The following is a 21,514-nucleotide window of genomic DNA, read 5'->3' on the forward strand; positions in this document are numbered from 1 at the left end:
TCTAAAAAGCGTAAAGGTTCTAATAACTGGGAGAAAGCGAGGAAGCATCTTGCTCGCCAGCATGAGAAAGTTGTAAACCGTCGCCGGGATTGGTTCTGGAAGCTAGCTCATCAACTCACCGACCTGTTTGATGTACTCTGCTTCGAGACTTTAAACCTAAAAGGAATGCAAAGGCTTTGGGGGCGAAAAATAGGTGACTTAGCCTTCGGTGAATTTATTGAAATACTGAAATGGGTTAGCCTGAAAAAAGGTAAATTAATCGTCTTTATTGACCAGTGGTATCCTTCTTCTAAGACTTGTTTCCACTGTGGTCATGTCCTGAAAAAACTGGAATTAAATATTAGAGAATGGCGTTGTCCGTCCTGTTCAAGTGTTAACGGACGTGATGAAAATGCCTCTTTAAATATCAAGAGAGTTGGGGCATCGACTCTTGAATTAGACGGTGTAAGACAGGTATTCGCTGCAACTGTTGTTTGAGTTCAGAATCCCCGTCATTTTAATGCGGGGAGTATGTCAAGAGATCAACAGGCAATCATGCAATCTTGCAAAAGGGAATAGGCAATCATACAAAAGGCAAAAGGCAAAAGGCAAAAGGCAAAAGGCAATCTTGCGCTCTTGCAAAATTTGGGAGGAATTTAAAGTGCTACTCTACCAATCGGATTTGGTATCACGAAGATTTTCTCTTGATCAACTCTACAAAGATACAAAAAGAGTCTCAACCGAAGCTGAGACTTGAGTAATATTTGGCTATAATTTTTGTTTCTAAAAACGAGGAATTAGTTGTCTGAAGCGTTCAGTTTTTTCTTCGTTAACTAGCCACCCAAACCGATTAGGGTTATGTATTTTATCCGTATATTCTCTGTTGTGAAGAATGACTTTATATACTCTTTAAAACTTTGTTGATGAATTTGTTTTAATCTTTATCTATAAAGACTTGACAAACGTATTTTTATGGGTTAATAAAAGTCAATTTCCTGAAAAATAAATCTCTGTAGGTATAAAAAGCAACCCAGAAAGGAGTGAACTTCTGAACTTCAAAAAAACTTATAGGTTTATAATTTCTAATTAGCTATAGCTATAACAGAAGCTAGATTGACGACATAGAGGCGATCGCAGTTAATTGAGTGTATCGTTAACTGGCTTATTTTTAAAATGGCCGCTTGACTTGAGCAAAGGTATCTATCTTTCGGATGATTTTTAGAGATGACAATGGGAATGTCTCAGTAATCTGCAATCGCGATCTTGGGTCGGGTATTATGCAACAATAAGCAAAGAAAAACGATAACCATCCCGCACGGAGTTAGAGCTGTGGAGTCTCGATATAATCCTGCATCCATTGAAGAAAAATGGCAACAAACTTGGGCTGAAAGTGCTGCACACCAAACCTCAACCGATCCCCAAAAGCCCAAATTTTACGCCCTGGCGATGTTTCCCTATCCATCGGGAAACTTACACATGGGTCATGTTCGCGTCTATACCATCACCGACGTGATCGCACGACTCAAACGGATGCAAGGCTATCGCGTCCTTAACCCGATGGGGTGGGATGCCTTCGGACTTCCGGCGGAAAACGCTGCTATTGAACGAGGAATTCATCCGGCGAAGTGGACGTATGAAAATATTGCCCAGATGAAGCAACAACTGGAACGTTTGGGCATTTCTTTTGATTGGGAAAAAGAACTGGCAACTTGTTCACCCGACTATTATCGCTGGACGCAGTGGATATTTTTGCAATTTTATAACGCTGGACTTGCCTATCAGAAAGAAGCCGCCGTTAACTGGGACCCGATCGATCAAACGGTACTCGCCAATGAACAAGTAGACAGCGAAGGCCGTTCCTGGCGGTCTGGGGCAAAGGTTGAACGGAAATTGTTGCGTCAATGGTTCCTGAAAATTACCGCCTATGCGGAGGAATTGTTGAACGACTTAGACAAACTCCCGGGTTGGCCTGAAAAAGTCAAATTAATGCAAGCCAACTGGATCGGCAAGTCTACGGGGGCTTATTTGGAATTTCTCGTTGTGGGGATGGAAGACAAAATCCCTGTGTTTACAACTCGCCCGGATACGGTATTTGGCGTGTCTTATGTGGTGTTGGCGCCGGAACATCCGTTAGTCGAAAAGGTGACAACTCCTGCACAAAAACAAACCGTTGAGGCGTTTATCAAAGAAGTCTCCCAACAAAGTGAAATGGATCGAACCGCCGAAGATAAACCCAAACGGGGAGTACCGACAGGCGGAAAAGCGATCAACCCCTTTAGTAATGAAGAAATTCCCATCTGGATCGCCGATTATGTGTTGTATGAATACGGTACTGGGGCGGTGATGGGAGTTCCTGCCCATGATACGCGAGATTTTGCCTTTGCTAAACAGTACAATTTGCCGATAACAACGGTGATTGTTCCCCATGATGCCGATAACGCCGATGAGGTGTTGACAGAAGCCTACATCGAACCGGGTGTGATGGTGAATTCTGGCCCTTGTAATGGGGAAACCTCGGAAGGCTGCAAACTGGCAATTATTGAATATGCGGAAGACGAAGGTTTGGGCGAAAGACGCATACAATATCGGCTGCGAGATTGGTTGATTTCCCGACAACGCTATTGGGGGGCGCCCATTCCGATTATTCACTGTCCGAATTGTGGGGCGGTACCTGTTCCCGATGAAGATTTGCCTGTGACATTGCCGGAAAATGTGGAATTTTCGGGGCGGGGGGCGTCGCCGTTGGCGAAGTTGGAAGACTGGGTAAACGTTCCCTGTCCGAGTTGTGGGACTCCAGCGAAACGGGAAACGGACACGATGGATACGTTTATGGATTCGTCGTGGTATTTTATGCGGTATCCTGATGCCCAGAATGATCAACAGGTTTTTGATCCGAAAATTGGTAATGATTGGATGCCTGTTGATCAATATGTGGGCGGAATTGAACACGCGATTTTGCATTTATTGTATTCGCGGTTTTTTACGAAAGTGATGCGCGATCGCGGTTTGTTAAAGTGTGATGAACCGTTTAGCCGTTTGTTAACGCAAGGAATGGTTCAAGGATTGACGTATAAAAACCCCATCACAGGGAAATATATTCCTTCGGCAAATGTGAATGCTGCTGATCCAAAAGATCCCGAAACAGGGGAGAAATTAGAAGTCTTCTATGAGAAGATGTCGAAGTCTAAATATAATGGCGTTGATCCGTTGGAGGTGATGGGAAAATATGGTGCTGATACGGCGCGTATGTTTATCCTATTTAAAGCACCGCCTGAGAAGGATTTAGAATGGGATGATGCCGATGTTGAAGGGCAGTTTCGCTTCTTAAATCGGGTGTGGCGGTTGGTGAGTGAATTTGCCGAAAATACGCCTATTAAGTCTTCTAAAAAAACGGGAGATTTGAGTAAGGAAGAAAAGGATTTGAGGCGGGCAATTCATATCGCTATTAAGGAGATAACGGAGGATTTAGACGGGGAATATCAGTTTAATACGGCGGTGTCGGAAATGATGAAATTGAGTAATGCACTTAGTGACGCAAGCTGTAAAAATTCTCCTGTTTATCGAGAGGGAATTGAAACGTTATTGAAGGTGTTGGCGCCGTTTTCACCTCATATTTCTGAGGAATTGTGGCAGAGTTTGGGTTACAAAGATTCGGTTCATACGCAAAGTTGGCCCGTTGTTGATTCTGAGGCTTTAGTGGTGGATGAAATCACTTTAGTGATACAAGTGAACGGGAAAACTCGCGGCACGATTCAAGCGCCTGCAAAAGCCGATAAAGCAACGTTAGAACAGTTAGCAAAAGATTCGGAAGTCGCCCAACGTTACCTCGAAGATCAAGAGGTGAAAAAGGTGATTGTGGTTCCGGGTAAGTTGGTTAATTTTGTTGTTGTAGCTAAATAATCAAAAAAGCGATCGCTTTAACTTTAATAGGAAAAGCGATCGCTATATAATTGTTGTGATTGATCTCAGGCAAAGAGAGTCGGTGAATAGAAACTTGATTTCGTTCTAAATTGTCGGCGTTAAATCTTCTTCTGTTAAAGACAGATTAGAACTAGAACCCGTCATATCATATCCCACAAAGCAGGGAATTATTTCAGGCATTTCTCCGCCTTCAACCCAGGAAGTGAAACTGTATTCAAACGGAAGTTTACTGATAGTGAGATATAGATTGAATATTGCTTTTAGAATAACTTAAGTGATATTTCAACGGCCAGATGAATGCTGGGCTACCCAAACTCGCGGGATTTCGTCTTCCCTGGAGTTGAGAGCAGTTGGGTATGCCCCTAGCTGTTTATAACCACGGGGCTTCCTGAACCCAACGCTGTACAACCGCCACAGACGGACACAGATCGCGCCGTTGCATGGTGATCACGTGTAGACGGAGAATTTGTTGGTGCAGTCGGTGAACAGGCATTTGTGCTAACTGGGTGACGGAGCCAATCCCCGCATGAAGCAACAGTCCGCAATGCTGACACCCTACACTGGGAATTCGGGCTAAATCAGCCATCGCCACCCATTTGCTGATATCCCGTAGGCTCCCTTGCAACACATTCGCCAGCATCATTTTTTGCGCTTGGGTACGACCATTTTCCAACAGTTCTGTGGTTGTGGTGATGCCACATTTATCACTGAGAAGTTGTTGATTGCTTGAGTTTAACCCTGGAAGTTGAGAAATCGGCCAATCACAAGCTTGAATTGAACTCGGAGATTTTGATTGAGACACTGCCATACCATCATAAATTAATCTAGAGAACACCAAATTTCTGAGCAGACGACTCAACACAGGGCGTTTTTGATGTCCGTTCAGTTTCAGCATCATTCCCTCAATCTCAAAAAGAGTTTTTCAGGTGGTGATGTGGGTTCTTTATTGTAGCAGTCTGTACCGAGGGATGAAGGTATAGGCAGACACCGGGAAATTGTTACAATTATTTGCAGGATTGTTGTCTGGTTTGTCTAGATGAATGATTCAAGTTTTCCTTAACAAGTGATCAGCTTTGGTCTTTGGAAACCCAAACTCTTATTTTAGAATTACATGGTTAAAACAATTGCAATTTCTGAAAAAACGACGTTAAAACTCCTCCGAGATAACTTTAATTTACAACGATCTGAAGATTTGCAGTTTTTTACAGAATGGAGTCAAAACTTACCCGAAATTTCATCAGAAGATTGTCTCAGGCTAGATCAAATTATGAATCGATATTTTTACCAACTTGAGGAGGGAATGATTCTCGAAGAAGGGGTAAAAATGATGATTGTCTCTCCTTTATTAGAGATAGCAGGTTTTTATGATCCGCCTTACAAAATGAAATTTGAATCTTCCGTTGAATTAGCCCTTGATAATTCCGAGGAAATTTTATCAGGAAGAATTGATGCACTGGTGATTCATCATCAGTTGTGGGTTTGGGTATTGGAAGCCAAACGAACAACATTTTCTCTGGGGTTAGGAATTCCGCAAGCTTTAGCTTATTTGCTTTGTACCCCAAATTTGACTATTCCAACCTATGGTTTATTAACCAGTGGTGATAATTTTATCTTTATCAAACTCATCCAACAAGAAAATCCCGTTTATACTTTATCCAAACAGTTCACGCTGTTAAATTCGGGTGAACTGTATGAAGTATTGAGAATTTTACGAAAGATTGGAAATTTAATCATTAACTCATAAATTCTAAACACAATTGACGAAAATGATCGCCTCGATGTTCAAAGCTTTCATATTGATCAAAACTCGCACAAGCAGGCGACAATAACACCACTTTTGCTGAGAACTGACGGGCTAATTCTGCGGCTTTAGGAATCGCATTTTCCATCGTTTCAACAATTTCTACCGTTTGATAATTCACCTGTTTGAGTCGTTGTGAAAATTGTTCGGCTGCATCTCCTATTAACAACACGGCTGCGGCTTTTTCTTGAATTCTTTGCACCCATTGGCGATCATCTCCTTCTTTGGGTTCACCCCCCGCGATTAATATAACCGGGGCTTCTACCGCCTCTAAACCGACTTCTGCCGCGTCATAATTGGTGGCTTTGCTATCATTAATCCAATCAATTCCTTGCCAACTTCCCACATATTCTAAACGATGAGGAACACCGGGAAAGTTGGAAATTGCCTCTTGAATAGCTGCGGGTTCAATCCCAGCTAAACGGGCAGCAGCAACAGACATTAACAGGTTTTGGAGGTTATGTTTTCCGACCATTTTTAAAGCATGAATGGGCAGAATTTGATGATTATTTTGATAAACATAATCGTCTTCAATATACACCCCTAATTCGGGATTTCCCATCAGTTCAGCTTTGCCATTCACACTCGTCCAACAGGCATCTTTCCAATGTTCAGACGCATTTTGACGTAAGTAGGGATCATCGCCGTTAATCACTTGTATTTCGGCTTTTTTTAATAATTTTGACTTGATATTATAATAATTCTCTAACGTTCGGTGACGGCTTAAATGATCGGGGGTAAACGTTGTCCAAACTCCGATTTTCGGGGCAAACGTTGAGGAAGATTCGATTTGATAACTGCTGACTTCGGCAATCACCCAATCGACTAACTTTCCTGTTTTTAACGCGCGAATTTCTTGCTGTTGGAGGGCGAGTTCACAGGCGGCATTGCCGATATTTCCACAGGCGGGCGCGTTGAAACCTGCTGCTTGAAAAATAGCTGCGGTTAATGCAGTTGTTGTGGTTTTACCATTGGTTCCCGTAATTCCCACCCAGGGGATAAAATCAAGATTTCGCCACGCAAGTTCCATTTCTCCAATTGTTTCTATTCCCCTATTTCTGGCTATTTCTAATACAGGAAGATCCCAGGGAACACCAGGACTCACAACCACTAAATCCGGGGAAGTTTCCGGGTCAAAATTTTCACCTAAATTAACGTTAATTCCTTCGTTAATTAATTGCTGTTGTTGTTGATGCAATTTAGGTGAAGTATTGCGATCGCTAATCGTCACTTGCCACTCTTGAGATTTTAGCAGTCGGGCGGCTGCATTCCCTGATCTTCCTAAACCAATAATATGAGCGTTTGGCATAGACAAAATGGTAGTTTCCCTGGTGAATGAATCCCTATTTTACCCTGTTTATGGATGAATGTTCGATGGGAGTTTGTCTAGACCAACCCTCCCCATCTTCAAACTTTGATTCGGTTTAACTCTTAACAATTGCCCCAAAATCCGCTAATACTCTAGCATGATTTCGCAACAATCCCAACAGGTTTAAACGATTGCGTTGAATCTCTGGATTTTCATCCATAACTAACACACTTTCTGGTCCATCAAAAAAGGTGCTAACGGTTGGGGCAATTTCCGCTAAAGCATCAACTAACTGTCGGTAATTCCGGGTTGCTTGGGCGGCTTCGGTTTTCGGAACCAAGGCAATTAAGGCTTGATAAAACGCTTCTTCAGAAGGCTTTTCAAAGCGCTTAGGATTAACCCGTTTTTGCGGTTCTAACTGTACCGTATCTAAATCACCCTGTTTCGCTAAACGAGTCGAACGGTTAACCGTTTCATAGATTTGATCGAGGCTACCATCTTGACGAATACTTTGTAAGAAAATCGCCCGATCTCGCACATCCAACAAATCCTTTAATGCTCGCTCTGTATATTCTGGATCATCTTCTCCTAAAACGGCATTGACTAAATCATAATCGATGTTCTTCTCATCTTGCAACAGCGTTCTAATTCGTTGCAGGAAAAAGTCATAAAGCTGGGATAATAAATCTGGAATAGCTTGGTCGTAATTTTGAGTAAAATTAGCTGCCAACTGTTCTAGAAGTTGATGTAAATTAATCGTCAGATTCGCATCCCAAGTAATATTAATGACCGCATTCGCCGCCCGACGCAACGCAAAGGGATCAGAAGAACCCGAGGGAATCATTCCTAAGCCAAAAATACTCACCAAAGTATCGAGTCTATCGGCTAAACCCACCACTTGGCCGACTAAAGTTTGCGGTAAACTATCGGTTGCCCCACGTGGTAAATAATGTTCAAAAATTGCGGTTGCAACAGCTTCCGGTTCTCCTCCTTCACGGGCATATTTTTCACCCATCACCCCTTGTAATTCGGGGAATTCATACACCATTTGAGTGACTAAATCTGCCTTACAGAGTAAACCCGCCCGTTGAATTTGAGTGCTTTCAGTTTCGCTAACTTTTAGTTGTTGACTAATTAAATTAGCCCCTTGACAAATCCGATTGACTTTCTCCCGAACCGAACCTAATTTGTCTTGAAATGTCACCGTTTCTAGATTGGGTAAATAGGCTTCTAAGGGTTGCTTTAAATCCGATTTATAGAAATACTGACCATCCGCTAATCTCGCTCTAATTACCCGTTCATTTCCGGCAGCAATAATATTAGATTTGGCTGGATCTCCATTAGAAATTGTGATAAAATAAGACTTGAGCGGAGAGTCAGCAGATGCCGTTTCTAATACCGGAAAATAACGTTGATGTGTAACCATCACCATTTTAATCACTTCCGGCGGTAAATTCAAAAATTCATCTTCAAATTTTCCCACAACTGCCGTCGGCCATTCCACTAAATTAATCACTTCTGCTAACAATTCCTCGGGAATTTCAGCATTTCCGCCGATACTTTTCGCCGCCGTTGTAATTTCTTGTTCAATGGTCGTTTTTCGCTGTTCCGGGTCAACTTCAATAAATCCTTGACGCAAAGCCTCTAAATAGTCAGTTGCGGTGGATATTTCTATCAGTTCAGGATGCAAAACTCGATGACCTTGGGAGATGCGATGACTGTCAACTTTGTCTGAACCACTAACTAAAGTGACAGGTAAAATTTTGTCATCTAACAACACCACTAACCACCGAATGGGACGAGGAAATCTCAACTCTCCATCCCCCCACCGCATGAACCGTTTTCCTTCTAATTTGGTAATCCATTCGGGAATTAATTCTGTTAAAATATCAGCCGTTGGACGACCTACAATTTTCTTTTGAACAAAAACAAAATCCCCCTTATCTGTTGGGCGAATTTCCAGGTTTTCAAGTTCAACCCCTTGTTTTTTTACAAACCCAACTGCTGCTTTTGTCGGTTGACCATCCTTGAATGCAGCCGATGCAGGTGGCCCTTTGATTTCTTCTTCACGGTTGGGTTGCTGCTTCGGAAGTCCCTCTATCACAACCGCCAAGCGCCGAGGAGTCCCGTAAACCCGGATGGACTCAGACGGGAGAAATTGTTCCTCTAGCGTGGCGGGAATGAGGTTTCGCCACTGCTGGAGGGCTTGTTCGACAAAGGGGGCGGGGAGTTCTTCGGTACCGACTTCGAGTAAAAAGCTAGGCATAGGAGCGATCGCAGAATGGGCAGATTACTAATTTTAGATGACTTAGGTATACGTTACCACCTTTAGCGGTTATTCATTCAAGTTTTATACCATAATTAAATCAAAAGATACAGCGTCAACCTATGAGTCAAACCATTTCTGCTGCAAAAATAAACCTGATTGACTTAAGAGAAAAATTCGGATTACAACGGGTGAATGATTCAACTTTTTTCCAAGAATGGCAGGAAAATTTACCGGATATTTCGCCAGATGAACAGGAAATAATGGATGAAGTCAAAGCCGATTATCTTCATTTATTTGAGTATCCCCTGTTAGAATCGGTTGTTAAGTTAGTGGTACTTTCTCCTTTACTAAAACAAGCGGGTTTTTATCGTTCTCCCTTTTATATTATAGGCGAAAAAGAGATAAAATTGTTATCTCAAGATGAAGATCTAATGATTCAAGGAAGACTAGATTTGCTGATATTTACGCCGCCATTTTGGGTCTTGGTCATTGAAGCTAAAAAAGCACAGTATTCATTAGATGTGGGAATTCCCCAAGCTTTAACCTATATGTTAGCCGATCCTCATCCCGAAAAACCTACATTTGGATTAGTCACAAATGGAACCGATTTTATCTTTTTAAAGTTAACTCAACAAGACACCCCTAAATATGCTGAGTCCGATGTCTTTTCAATGCGACGCCGAGAAAACGAACTCTATACCGTTTTAAGAATACTCAAACGGTTCGCTGAAATTGTCACTTCACAAAATTAATGATTCTTTCTATCAAGACTTCCACAGAAACCCGGTTTCTCAAAGAAACCGGGTTTCTAGGATGAAAGTTATATAAAATAGTGAATAGCAATGATTATTTTCACCCAACATTTCCAACCCAAAACCAACCCCCATATTGATTTTATCATCCCGTTAACAGCCGAACAACGCCATCGCAGTCGTCAAACGATTGAGTTATCATCCAGTCAAAAAGTCTATTTACGTTTACCGCGAGGAACGGTATTAGAAGATGGGGATTTATTACAGTCTGAAACACAAGAACACATTGCTCAAATCATCGCCAAACCCGAACCCGTAATCACCGTTAAAGCTAATACCGAACTTGATTTAATTCGAGGGGCTTATCATCTGGGAAATCGTCATGTTCCGTTAGAAATTACCTCAACTTATTTAAGATTATCACCCGATTCTGTGTTAGAGTCAATGTTGGTAAAATTAGGTTTAGAGGTTGTCGAAGAAATTGCGCCCTTTTATCCCGAAAAAGGAGCCTACGGACATCATCATTAGCCTTAATTTAGGAGAATAATACCTTGATTCTCAATCTTTTACAACTGGCGAGTCCAGCCTTACCGTTGGGTGCTTATAGTTATTCAGAAGGCATAGAAACCTTAATTCATCACAAAGGAATTACAGATGAAAACAGTTTAGAGTCTTGGCTGATGCAAGAGATAAGACTGGGTTCAATTAGAATTGAAGCGGCCATTATGTTGAGGGCGTATCGGTGTTTTGTCAGGAATGAATTAACCGATTTAACCGATTGGAATCAATGGTTAAGTGCAGCCAGAGAAACATCAGAACTTAGAAAACAAAGCTGGCAAATGGGTAATAGTTTAATAAAATTGTTGTTAGAATTAGAAGGCATTCAAAAACCCTCTTCAACGCAATCCGATATTTTTAAACTCGAAACCTGTGCGGCAATTATTGGCAAACCTTGTAATTATGCGATCGCCTTTGGTTTAGGGGCGAGTTATTGGCAAATTGAACCTGAAAATGCGTTACTGGGATATCTCCATAGTTGGGCAACAAATCTGATTAATACTGGAGTTAAACTCATTCCAATGGGTCAAACACACGGGCAAAAATTACTGTTAAAACTCCATCCCGAAATCACCCAAGCCAGCGAGGAAATTTATCTCTTAGAAGATGATGATTTAGTCAGTTGTAGTTGGGGTTTAGGACTGGCAAGTATGCAGCATGAAACTCAATATACTCGTTTGTTTAGAAGCTAATTTTTCGGATGTGTTGAAGAATGAAACCCAACATTGTAGGTTGGGTTGAAGAATGAAACCCAACATTGTAGGATGTGTTGAAGAATGAAACCCAACATTGTAGGATGTGTTGAAGAATGAAACCCAACATTGTAGGATGTGTTGAAGAATGAAACCCAACATTGTAGGTTGGGTTGAAGAATGAAACCCAACATTACCCTAAACCTACTTTTAAAGTTTAAAAACCTCTGGTATAATTTAGCAAAATATTAGATAAAATCAGGAAAAAATCAACGATGACAGCCTTTAGAATTGGAATAGCAGGGCCAGTCGGTTCAGGAAAAACAGCCCTTCTCGATGCCTTGTGTAAATCGATGCGAGATCAATATCAAATTGCTGTTGTTACCAACGATATTTACACCCAAGAAGACGCCCAATTTTTAGTCCGTTCCCAAGCGTTAGAAACAGACAGAATATTAGGCGTAGAAACGGGCGGTTGTCCTCACACGGCTATTCGTGAAGATGCCTCAATAAACCTCGCAGCCATAGAAGATTTAGAGTTAAAATTTGAGAATCTTGATATTGTCTTTCTCGAAAGTGGTGGGGATAATTTAGCCGCAACTTTTAGCCCCGAACTTGTTGATTTAACCCTTTATGTGATCGATGTCGCTGCCGGAGATAAAATCCCCAGAAAAGGCGGCCCTGGTATTACCAAATCGGATTTATTAGTGATTAATAAAATAGACCTCGCCCCGTTTGTTGGGGCCGATTTAAAGATTATGGAACGAGATGCTAAAAAAATGCGAGGCGAGAAACCCTTTGTGTTTACGAATTTAAAAACAAAACAAGGTTTAGAAAATGTACAGCAGTTTATTCAAAATAATTTGATTTAATTTTAATTTATATTTTGATAACTTTGTCGGGTTCATCAAATTCGTTAATTTTGTTACACATAACCCTAAAACTTCAGTATTTTCACTGAGAAATTTTTTTTTAAAAGTTCCGTATTTCCACTGTGGCTTTTACAGTTGGCTTCAGGTTAAGCTGGACTCAAATCTACTCAGGCTGAAGAACGCCAAGGACAAACACTCATGTTGAAGCGACTCATTGTAGGGTTAATTAGCGTCACACTTCTATTTCAGAGTTTAGTATTCAGCAGTCCAGTTTATGCGAGTCCAGTTATTACGACTGAAAACTCTCAAGCAGTCCATAAAATCCCCTTTTCAAACTCAATAGAATTTTATCAGGAGCTAGATAAAGCTTTGAAGTCAAACGAACCAATCGTAATTAAAACTGATTTTAAGAGCTATGAAGAGTTTCCAAAAGATTTAAAAAATATTGTTAAGGTTGATCCTTCAAATTCATCTATTGGAACGGGAGGTGTAATAGGCGCACTTCCAGGCGCTCATCTTGCTCTCCCGGCTGCTGGGATGGGAGCTGCTACTGGCTTAACTTTACCTCTTACTGAAGTAACTGGTGCTGATAGCTTAATCGCAGGAGCGGTAGGGCAATTGCCTAACGTAATGATGCCTGCATTGCTAGATGAAAAAGCACTTTATCTGATGATATGTGTAACTATAACAGGTACAGGAGCGGGAATAGGAGGATTGGTAGGAGGACCCTTTGGAGCCTTAGTTGGAGGAGGATTAGCGGGTGGAGCTTGTCTTATAAAAGACACAGTAGATAAGGCTTTTCAAAGTCTAGATCATTCGGCTGAAATAAAATGCGGACCTTACGGATGCACAATAACTATTAAGCCTACTAAGCCAGCATCTTCTGTTGCCTAAACTTCAATAAATTATAAATTCTATTATAGAGGTAGGTTAAAGCTTTAATCTACCTTATTTATTTTGGGGTTAAAATTTCAAAACTTATCCAACTTCATTTATAATAACGGGGTCGAACCAGAGTTAAATATTCTAATGACCCCTGAAAAATCAACGGGATGGCAAGGAATTCTGCGGTTAAAATACGCCAAAGATAACAATTCAACGAAACTCATAGAAGCCTATAGCCAAGCCCCCCTAAAAATTCAACGTTCATTTTATCCTGAAGGAAAAGACATCTGTCATAATGTTATTTTACACACAGCCGGAGGAATTGTTGGAGGCGATCGCTTGTTGCAAGAAATTCATTTACAACCCAAAACCCAAGCCGTTATTACCACCGCCTCCGCGAGTAAAATTTATCGTAGTAGCGGAAAACAAGCCAAACAAACCGTTAAAATAAAAGTAGATGAAAACGCTTGTTGTGAATATTTACCCCGAGAAACCATTATTTTTAATGGCGCAATTTATCGCCAAGATTTGCAGGTAGAATTAGGACAAAATGCGACATGGTTGGGATGGGAAATTACCCGGTTTGGACGCACCGCCAGAGGGGAAAAATATACCCAAGGAGAATGGCGATCTTGTACCGAAATCTGGCAAAATGGAAAGCCATTATGGATAGATCGTCAATGGCTACCTGCGAGTGAAGAAATACTCACCAGTCCTCACGGTTTAGCGGGACAAGCTATTGTGGGAACTTTGGCTTGGGTGGGACATTCGGTTTCTGAAGAAATGTTAAAAGAAATTCGACAATTGTGGAATCCCCCCGACACTTTAGGAGAAGTGGGAGTCACCCAACTTTTATCGGGTTTGTTGTGTCGTTATCGCGGAAATACAACCCAAGAGGTGATAAACTGGTTTACAACTGTTTGGCAACTCATCCGCCAAAATCATCAGGGACGAGTGATCACTCAGCCCAGAGTTTGGAAGATTTAACTCAACATAAGGTGTGCAGAAATTATGCAATTAACGCCTCAAGAAAAAGATAAATTATTGATTTTTACGGCCGCATTACTGGCTGAAAGACGCAAAGATAAAGGCTTGAAACTTAACTATCCAGAAGCGGTTGCCTATCTGTCTGCGGCGATTTTAGAAGGGGCGAGAGAAGGGCGAACCGTTGCCGAATTAATGAGTTATGGTAAAACCTTGTTAACCCGTGATGATGTCATGGAGGGTATACCGGAAATGGTGGAAGAAGTGCAAGTCGAAGCCACTTTTCCAGATGGCACCAAGTTAGTGACAATTCACAATCCTATCGTTTAAAATAGAAAGATTATCCCTATATTCTCTGATCAATTATTTATGATTCCCGGTGAATTTTTTGTAAAAAAAGGTGAAATTGAACTGAATCCGGGTCGAACCACCCGAATAGTAAAAGTGTCGAATACCGGAGATCGTCCCATTCAAGTTGGTTCTCATTTTCATTTCTACGAGGTGAACACCGCCCTAGAATTTGAACGAGAACAAACCAAAGGAATGCGATTGAATATTCCCGCCGGAACTGCGGTTCGGTTTGAACCCGGAGACGAACGAGAAATTGAGTTAGTTTCTCTAGCGGGAAGTCGTCAGGTTTATGGCTTGAATGGGAAAATAAACGGTCAACTTTGATGTGAAATTAGCTGGTCACGAAGACTTTTTCACCCCAACTTAAATCATCAATAACTATGTTTAATTTCTTGACAAATTTGTTTGGTAAAAACAAACCTTGGCATGAACGACCTACTGTTATAGCCTTGTTTGAATTAATCCAATTCCGTGACCGTATGCGGCAGGAAAATCTCCATGATACGGCCACCTTACCCACGACAGATGATGTCACCCAGCCCCAACCCAGTGAGGACGGTAGCCATAGTAAAATTCGGACGGCCGATGGGAGTTTCAACGATCTCAATGACCCAAAAATGGGGCGAGTGGGTTCGCGCTTCGGACGCAACGTACCCCTAAGCAAAGTGTATCCAGATGAAGCGAATTTACTCAACCCCAATCCCCGTGAGATTAGCCGTAAACTACTGGGTCGAGATGAATTTGTTCCGGCGACGACCCTTAATCTATTAGCTGGGGCGTGGATTCAATTTCAAACCCATGATTGGTTTGCCCACGGTAACGACCAACAGGGGGAAAAATACGAGTTACCCCTGGCAGAAGATGATCCCTGGCCGCAAGAACATCGTCCCCTGCAAGTGCAGAAAACGGAAGCAGACGCCACCCGTCTGTCGGGGGATACATCTGGGCCTCCCACCTACATCAATAAAGTCACCCATTGGTGGGATGCGTCCCAAATTTATGGCAGTGACCAACAAACCATCGATAAATTGCGTACCCACTCAGACGGCAAAATGATTCTCGCTGAGAATGACTTGTTGCCTCTAGACCCAGAAATTGGGGTGGCGATGGCGGGATTTAATGATAACTGGTGGGTTGGCTTGGCGATGCTGCATACCCTGTTTGTTAAGGAACATAATCACCTTTGCGATCGCCTAAAACAACAATATCCCCACTGGAATGATGAACAACTTTTTCAACGCGCCCGATTAATTAATGCGGCTCTTTTAGCTAAAATTCATACCGTAGAATGGACTCCTGCTATTCTCGGACATCCGGCTTTACAAATTGGGATGCGGGGCAATTGGTGGGGTTTATTAGGTCAGGAATTCAAAGATAGTTTCGGTCGCATTGGGGATGGGGAATTACTCAGTGGAATTGTGGGTTCGCCAACCGATCAGCACGCTGCCCCTTACTATCTTACAGAAGAATTCGTCGCTGTGTATCGGATGCACCCTTTGATGCCCGATGAATTCAAGTTTTATTCGGTCAAAGATGGTCGCTTGTTAGTCACCAAAGACTTGTTTGAAGTGTCGGGTAAGCGTTCCCGCAGTTTGGAAGAAGAAATCAGCATGGCGGATTTATTCTACTCCTTTGGAATTTCCCATCCGGGGGCGATTACTCTTCATAATTATCCCAAATTGTTGCAAACTTTGGTGCGGGATAATGGGGAAGTTTTTGATTTGGCTGCGGTGGATATTCTCCGAGATCGGGAACGGGGTGTACCTCGCTACAATGATTTCCGAGAATTGATTGGACGTAAACGGGTTAATTCCTTTGAGGAAATTACAGACAATTCCGAGTGGGCGAAGGAGTTACGGGAAGTTTACAACAACGACATCAACACTGTTGACTTGATGGTGGGGATGTTTGCCGAAAATCCGCCCAAGGGTTTTGGGTTTAGTGATACGGCTTTTCGGGTGTTTATTTTGATGGCATCCCGACGACTGAAAAGCGATCGCTTCTTCACCAAAGATTATACCGCAGAAACCTACACCCAATTAGGTTTAGATTGGATTGATGACAATAGTATGTTAACGGTTCTTCGCCGTCATTATCCCAGTCTTCAAAGAACGTTATTGGGAGTAGAAAACGGTTTTGCACCTTGGAAAAAAATCTAAATTGCCAATCGTTAAATAGAGTTTGATAGTGCCAAGTCCCTAGCATTTTTAGGATTAGACTTGGCACTTTTGCGTTGGTCGCTATCCTTGCTTAAGTTCTTGTTGCAAATCCGTCATAAACTCTAAAAAGAAGTCTTTAAAAACACAAACTCGATCTTCACTTCCCGTACTAAAGGTAAATAAAATATCCTGAGTTTGAATTGCAGCTTCCCCAATTTTGAAGATAAAAACTGTTTTACCCGGTTTGGCCGGTGAGGAGAGTAAACCCTCAAAAGTTGAAGCTTGAGTAGCAATTCGGGGCGCTTGCAGAGTCAGAGGATTCGCTGTAAAAATCTCTTCCACTGGTTTATCCAAATTATTTTTTAAAATTTGCAGCGCCCGGGTTGTTGTTTTAACAATTTCCCCGATGTTATGGTGTCCCGCATCTATAGGATGAACGTCCTTGGGGAGATTTTGTTCACAATAGTCCATGACTTGTTGGTGAGATTTTCGAGCCAGAATATATTTTTGAGGTTGTACAGCTTCACTAATTTCTTGTAAGGTATCTTTGGCAGCTTGAGTAATATTTGATGGTATCTCTTTACCGAAAAACCTCCGGTTAACGATTTGAACCATTTCATGGGCAATCACTTCATCCTTGTCGTTATTTCTTAATAATTGAGCAATTTTTTTCACATCATCTGAACTGTAACCTTTGGCTACTTGTTCCTTTAGATAATTTACTCGGGGTTGATAAGTGGGATTGCTTTTAGATTCTAACGCACAAAACCACAAATCACGCCGATCATCATGAAATCTGCTCGCTCGCAAATAAAACCTCAGCCACCAGGGTAAAGAAGGTGTATCATAAGCGTGTAAACGATCTACACTGCCTGATGTTTCAATTGTCTTAATTTGATCGGGATCGGTAACAATGACCACATCCAAAATCAAAGGTATATTGATACGCCGAGGTTTAGAAGCAGATGGGCTAGAATTTAACATGGGTTCTCCTGAGAAAGTTTACAGACCTGTCTTGTCGAATTTTTTACCCAGTTCATCTCTGTGAGAAAATTAAAGATTTCAACCTGATGGGGTGACTACCCCGCTAAAAACCTGGTAGCTTCGTAATGAGATAAACTTGTGCTACAAAAAACGGTATCAATCGTTAACAAGACTGCTAATGCTCAAAGATCTCTCCTCCATTTTACCAGACTCATCCGGGAAAAATTGTTAGATCCGATCGCCGTTGAGTATAGAATGGGAGAAAAAATTATGAATGTAGAATTATGAATGATGAAAAGGGGTCTATTATGGTAAGATAGAGTTCTCTGTTATCTGTCAATAAATTTTTGTGGATAATTCATAATTTGTAATTTAGGATTGATAATTCATACCATGTCCGGTTGATTAATGCGTGTTCTGAAGGCGGGGCGGGTTTTTTAAATTTAGTAATAGGTGTCAGGGATGGTTTAGAACCCGCCCCTACATAATCCTAATCGATTAATCGGACATGATATCATAACTTATAATTCTGTTAAATTGGGAGTTGAACTGCCTGAAGTTTATACTCCGTAAACCGCAATTAACAAGGGGAATTCGTGATGAATTATCGGATGGATCGTCGCGCCTACGCTGAAACTTTTGGCCCAACTGTTGGCGATCGCATTCGCCTCGCCGATACCGAATTAATCATCGAAGTGGAAGAAGATTATACAACCTACGGCGAAGAAGTGAAATTTGGGGGCGGAAAAGTCATCCGAGATGGGATGGGACAGTCTCCCATTTCTCGCGAAGAAGGCGCCGTCGATCTGGTGATTACAAATGCCTTAATTATCGATTATTGGGGGATTGTTAAAGCCGATATTGGCATTAAAGACGGCAAAATTTTTAAAATTGGCAAAGCGGGAAATCCTTATATTCAAGACAACGTTAATATTATTATTGGTCCGGCTACCGAAGCCATTGCAGGCGAAGGAATGATCCTCACCGCAGGCGGAATTGATAGCCATATTCACTTTATTTGCCCTCAACAAATCGAAACGGCAATTGCATCAGGAATTACCACCATGATCGGGGGAGGAACTGGCCCCGCTACCGGAACAAACGCCACCACTTGTACACCCGGTTCCTGGAATATTCATCGAATGTTGCAAGCGGCTGATGCTTTCCCGATGAATTTAGGGCTTTTAGGAAAGGGAAATAGCGCCAAACCCGAAGGATTAATTGAACAAATTGTTGCGGGCGCTTTAGGATTAAAATTACACGAAGATTGGGGAACAACGCCTGCCGCCATTGATACTTGTTTAAATGTTGCCGATCAATATGATGTTCAAGTTGCCATTCATACCGATACCTTAAACGAAGCGGGATTTGTAGAAAAAACGATTTCAGCCTTTAAAAATCGAGTCATTCATACTTATCATACTGAAGGCGCTGGCGGTGGACACGCCCCCGATATTATCAAAGTTTGTGGTCAAAAAAATGTCTTACCCTCCTCAACAAACCCCACTCGTCCTTACACTGTTAATACCCTAGAAGAACATCTGGATATGTTGATGGTTTGTCATCATTTAGATCGAAATATTCCCGAAGATGTTGCCTTTGCCGAGTCCAGAATTCGCCGCGAAACCATTGCCGCAGAAGATATTTTACATGATTTAGGCGCTTTTAGTATGATTGCTTCAGACTCCCAAGCAATGGGACGAGTCGGAGAAACCATTATTAGAACCTGGCAAACCGCCCATAAAATGAAAGTTCAAAGAGGGTTACTTCCTTCGCCTGAAAATACTCAAGAAACCCATGATAATTTTCGGGCAAAACGTTATATTGCTAAGTATACCATTAATCCGGCAATTACGCATGGAATTTCTGATTATGTCGGTTCAATCGAAGAAGGAAAATTAGCCGATTTATGTTTATGGAAACCCGCATTTTTTGGCGTTAAACCGGAAATGGTGATTAAAGGTGGATTAATTGCTTGGTCACAAATGGGCGATCCAAATGCCAGTATTCCTACCCCTCAACCTGTACATATGCGCCCGATGTTTGGCAGTTTTGGTGGGGCGATGACGGCTACTTCTTTTACCTTTGTTTCTCAAGCGGCGGTAGAAGCAGGAATTAAGGAAAGAATTGGTTTACAAAAGCCTATCGTTGCCGTAACGAATACCCGTAATTTAAGTAAAGCCGATATGAAATTAAATGATGCGTTACCCCTGATGGAAGTCGATCCTGAAACCTACGAAGTTCGCGCTGATGGAGAACTTTTAATCTGTGAACCTGCCAAAGTTTTACCGATGGCACAACGTTATTTTTTGTTTTAATTACACTCTACTCTTAAGCTTTGACAATAAGCTTTACGCTGACTCTCACGCCCTAATTCATCAGTCTTTTTTTCCCAACCAGACTCAATTTTTATCATGGTTTCTGACACCGAAATTTCCTGGTTTAAGAAATCGATTAAAATCGGATGGAGAATGTCCTGTTTATAAACTTCATACTGGGGAATTGATAAATCTACAACAATATTCTGACTCTCAAAATTGCTATAAATCGCATTGAGATATTGACGCGCAACCTGGGGGTTCATTCCCGCCTCTATCCAAACTTGACTATTTGTTAACTGAGATATTCGGTAGGGATTGAACTCTGTTTTTGAGAACATCACATCAATATTTGATTGTTTGGGTTGACTAATATAGGAGAGAAAAGCATAGGCTGCCGCCTGAGTTTTTTCGTCTAAAGCGGCATTCACAGTCCCCACCCAACCGCTTTGGGCCGCATAGGGCGCATGATTAACGCCGTCATCACTATAGGGACAAATCGACGAATCACAACTCACTAACTGACCCGTTTCTCGGTCTAAAACTTGCGAACTTCCCGGTAAAATTGCAGTTCCCACCAAATTTTTAATCGGAGAATTCGACTCAACGGCTAAGGTTGCCAAATTTCCCCAGTCAATCATAAAGGCACAACGACCCGAGAGAAACAGTAATCGCATTTCTGTTACCGAAAGATTTTCATCCCCTTTCTGGGCTGGCCCGTAGGCAATTGCTTCTTGATAAATCGCCAACGCCTCAGCAAAAGCGGCGTTATTCACCAGGGGTTTCATCGTCTCCCGGTCAAAAAAAGCCCCTTGTTGAGTTCCCTGACTTTGCAGAAACGAACCCGCAACCGCCCACAACATCCTGGGGTTGGTTTGGGGAGTTCTCACAAGACAAGAACCGTAGTCCGCCTCTCCATCATTATTCAGGTCTTGGTTGTGAACCCGTCGGGCTAATTCCAAGTATTCATTCCAGGTTCGCGGCGGGGTAATTCCCTCCCGTTCCAAGATATCGCTACGATAGTACAAGGTGAGTATATCTCCATCAAGTGGAATCGCATAAATTCCACCGTCGTAGGTTGCGCTGTATTCTCGAAAAAATAGGGAAATATCTTCCCATTCAATTGCAGAGTCCGCTTTCACCCATTCTGTTAAATTCAGCAAATATCCCTGTCGAACATAATCCATCTTCCACTGCGAAGGAACAATCACCACATGGTAATTGTGAATGTCTTTCCTGAAATCATTTAAGATTTCTTGATAGAGTAGGTCAAATGGAGCGGTGATAATTTTGATTTGAACACCTGTGAGGGCTTCAAAATAGGCCGCATGATTGATAATTGGTTCAGTGATTCCATTACCCGGTGTCAGACTCAATACTGTCAGGGTGACTCCTTGAAAGTTGGGCTTCGGTGCAGTTTCGTTTTCCGCCAGCGAAGAGGAATCACTCAGCGTTTGATCGGCTGATATTCCGCTACAAGCTGCGATCGCCAAACTCAGACTCAAGGAGAGCCATCGAATCAGTGATCGAGGGACTAGAAATTGTCTCCGTTTAAGTAGACAATCACGGGTCAGCATCATTAATATTATTCCTCCAGCAATTCAGAATACTGAATTAATCACCCTAAATCAGTCTGACTCTAACAAACCCTAATCTTTTTGATAGGTCAAATCGAATCTC

At 41.9% G+C, this 21,514-nt stretch carries 18 protein-coding genes; 13 read left to right on the forward strand and 5 right to left on the reverse strand.

Features of this window, described 5'->3' with window-relative positions; translation table 11 throughout:
- A partial coding sequence (locus WN50_RS29355) for an RNA-guided endonuclease InsQ/TnpB family protein (protein WP_049561682.1) occupies nucleotides 1-477 on the forward strand: 477 nt, incomplete at its 5' end.
- 831 nt (nucleotides 478-1,308) lie between these two features.
- Entirely contained in the window at nucleotides 1,309-3,879 is a 2,571-nt protein-coding gene (gene leuS, locus WN50_RS29365; RefSeq protein ID WP_046279146.1) for a leucine--tRNA ligase, read from the forward strand.
- Between the two features lie 391 nt (nucleotides 3,880-4,270).
- Here the strand turns inward: leuS and WN50_RS29370 are convergent, their stop codons facing one another.
- Entirely contained in the window at nucleotides 4,271-4,708 is a 438-nt protein-coding gene (locus WN50_RS29370) for a DUF4332 domain-containing protein (protein WP_049561695.1), read from the reverse strand.
- Between the two features lie 303 nt (nucleotides 4,709-5,011).
- Here WN50_RS29370 and WN50_RS29375 point away from each other — a divergent pair, with 303 nt between their 5' ends.
- Nucleotides 5,012-5,644 carry a hypothetical protein gene (locus tag WN50_RS29375; protein ID WP_046279145.1) on the forward strand — a complete coding sequence of 211 codons (633 nt, stop codon included), beginning with the start codon at nucleotides 5,012-5,014 and terminating at the stop codon, nucleotides 5,642-5,644.
- Here WN50_RS29375 and murD read toward each other — a convergent pair.
- Nucleotides 5,634-7,010, reverse strand: a complete 1,377-nt coding sequence (gene murD / locus WN50_RS29380; protein WP_046279144.1) for a UDP-N-acetylmuramoyl-L-alanine--D-glutamate ligase — start codon at nucleotides 7,008-7,010, stop codon at nucleotides 5,634-5,636. The genes WN50_RS29375 and murD overlap by 11 nt on opposite strands.
- A gap of 115 nt (nucleotides 7,011-7,125) precedes the next feature.
- Nucleotides 7,126-9,276, reverse strand: coding sequence for a glycine--tRNA ligase subunit beta (gene glyS / locus WN50_RS29385; protein ID WP_046279143.1), 2,151 nt, complete (start codon nucleotides 9,274-9,276; stop codon nucleotides 7,126-7,128).
- A 122-nt stretch (nucleotides 9,277-9,398) separates the two neighbouring features.
- Here glyS and WN50_RS29390 point away from each other — a divergent pair, with 122 nt between their 5' ends.
- From WN50_RS29390 to WN50_RS29430, 9 genes are all read left to right on the forward strand, one after another.
- On the forward strand, nucleotides 9,399-10,031 hold the full coding sequence (locus tag WN50_RS29390; RefSeq protein WP_046279142.1) for a restriction endonuclease subunit R: 633 nt from the start codon (nucleotides 9,399-9,401) through the stop codon (nucleotides 10,029-10,031).
- A gap of 90 nt (nucleotides 10,032-10,121) precedes the next feature.
- Entirely contained in the window at nucleotides 10,122-10,559 is a 438-nt protein-coding gene (ureE, locus tag WN50_RS29395; RefSeq protein WP_046279141.1) for an urease accessory protein UreE, read from the forward strand.
- Between the two features lie 23 nt (nucleotides 10,560-10,582).
- A complete protein-coding gene (locus WN50_RS29400) occupies nucleotides 10,583-11,281 on the forward strand; it encodes an urease accessory protein UreF (protein ID WP_046279140.1) in 699 nt (232 codons plus the stop codon).
- 275 nt (nucleotides 11,282-11,556) lie between these two features.
- Nucleotides 11,557-12,153 carry an urease accessory protein UreG gene (gene ureG / locus WN50_RS29405; RefSeq protein ID WP_046279139.1) on the forward strand — a complete coding sequence of 199 codons (597 nt, stop codon included), beginning with the start codon at nucleotides 11,557-11,559 and terminating at the stop codon, nucleotides 12,151-12,153.
- 198 nt (nucleotides 12,154-12,351) lie between these two features.
- On the forward strand, nucleotides 12,352-13,047 hold the full coding sequence (locus tag WN50_RS29410) for a hypothetical protein (protein ID WP_046279138.1): 696 nt from the start codon (nucleotides 12,352-12,354) through the stop codon (nucleotides 13,045-13,047).
- 135 nt (nucleotides 13,048-13,182) lie between these two features.
- The gene (locus WN50_RS29415; protein ID WP_049561697.1) at nucleotides 13,183-14,025 is read left to right on the forward strand and encodes an urease accessory protein UreD; all 843 of its coding nucleotides are present in this window, start codon (nucleotides 13,183-13,185) and stop codon (nucleotides 14,023-14,025) included.
- Between the two features lie 24 nt (nucleotides 14,026-14,049).
- Nucleotides 14,050-14,352: an urease subunit gamma gene (gene ureA, locus WN50_RS29420; protein ID WP_046279137.1), complete on the forward strand. Its 303-nt coding sequence runs from the start codon at nucleotides 14,050-14,052 to the stop codon at nucleotides 14,350-14,352.
- A gap of 39 nt (nucleotides 14,353-14,391) precedes the next feature.
- Nucleotides 14,392-14,697 (forward strand): urease subunit beta, encoded by a 306-nt coding sequence (locus WN50_RS29425; RefSeq protein ID WP_046279136.1) that lies wholly within the window; start codon nucleotides 14,392-14,394, stop codon nucleotides 14,695-14,697.
- Between the two features lie 56 nt (nucleotides 14,698-14,753).
- Nucleotides 14,754-16,532, forward strand: a complete 1,779-nt coding sequence (locus WN50_RS29430; RefSeq protein ID WP_046279135.1) for a peroxidase family protein — start codon at nucleotides 14,754-14,756, stop codon at nucleotides 16,530-16,532.
- Between the two features lie 81 nt (nucleotides 16,533-16,613).
- Here WN50_RS29430 and WN50_RS29435 read toward each other — a convergent pair whose 3' ends face one another.
- Nucleotides 16,614-17,516 (reverse strand): hypothetical protein, encoded by a 903-nt coding sequence (locus WN50_RS29435; RefSeq protein WP_046279134.1) that lies wholly within the window; start codon nucleotides 17,514-17,516, stop codon nucleotides 16,614-16,616.
- 599 nt (nucleotides 17,517-18,115) lie between these two features.
- Here WN50_RS29435 and ureC point away from each other — a divergent pair.
- Complete coding sequence (ureC, locus tag WN50_RS29440) at nucleotides 18,116-19,834, forward strand: urease subunit alpha (RefSeq protein WP_046278316.1); 1,719 nt, start codon at nucleotides 18,116-18,118, stop codon at nucleotides 19,832-19,834.
- On the opposite strand, the gene WN50_RS29445 is transcribed toward ureC, so the two are convergent.
- Complete coding sequence (locus WN50_RS29445) at nucleotides 19,831-21,414, reverse strand: ABC transporter substrate-binding protein (RefSeq protein WP_049561686.1); 1,584 nt, start codon at nucleotides 21,412-21,414, stop codon at nucleotides 19,831-19,833. The two genes, ureC and WN50_RS29445, sit on opposite strands and share 4 nt — an antisense overlap.
- Nucleotides 21,415-21,514 lie beyond the last annotated feature (100 nt).

This window comes from Limnoraphis robusta CS-951 (assembly GCF_000972705.2).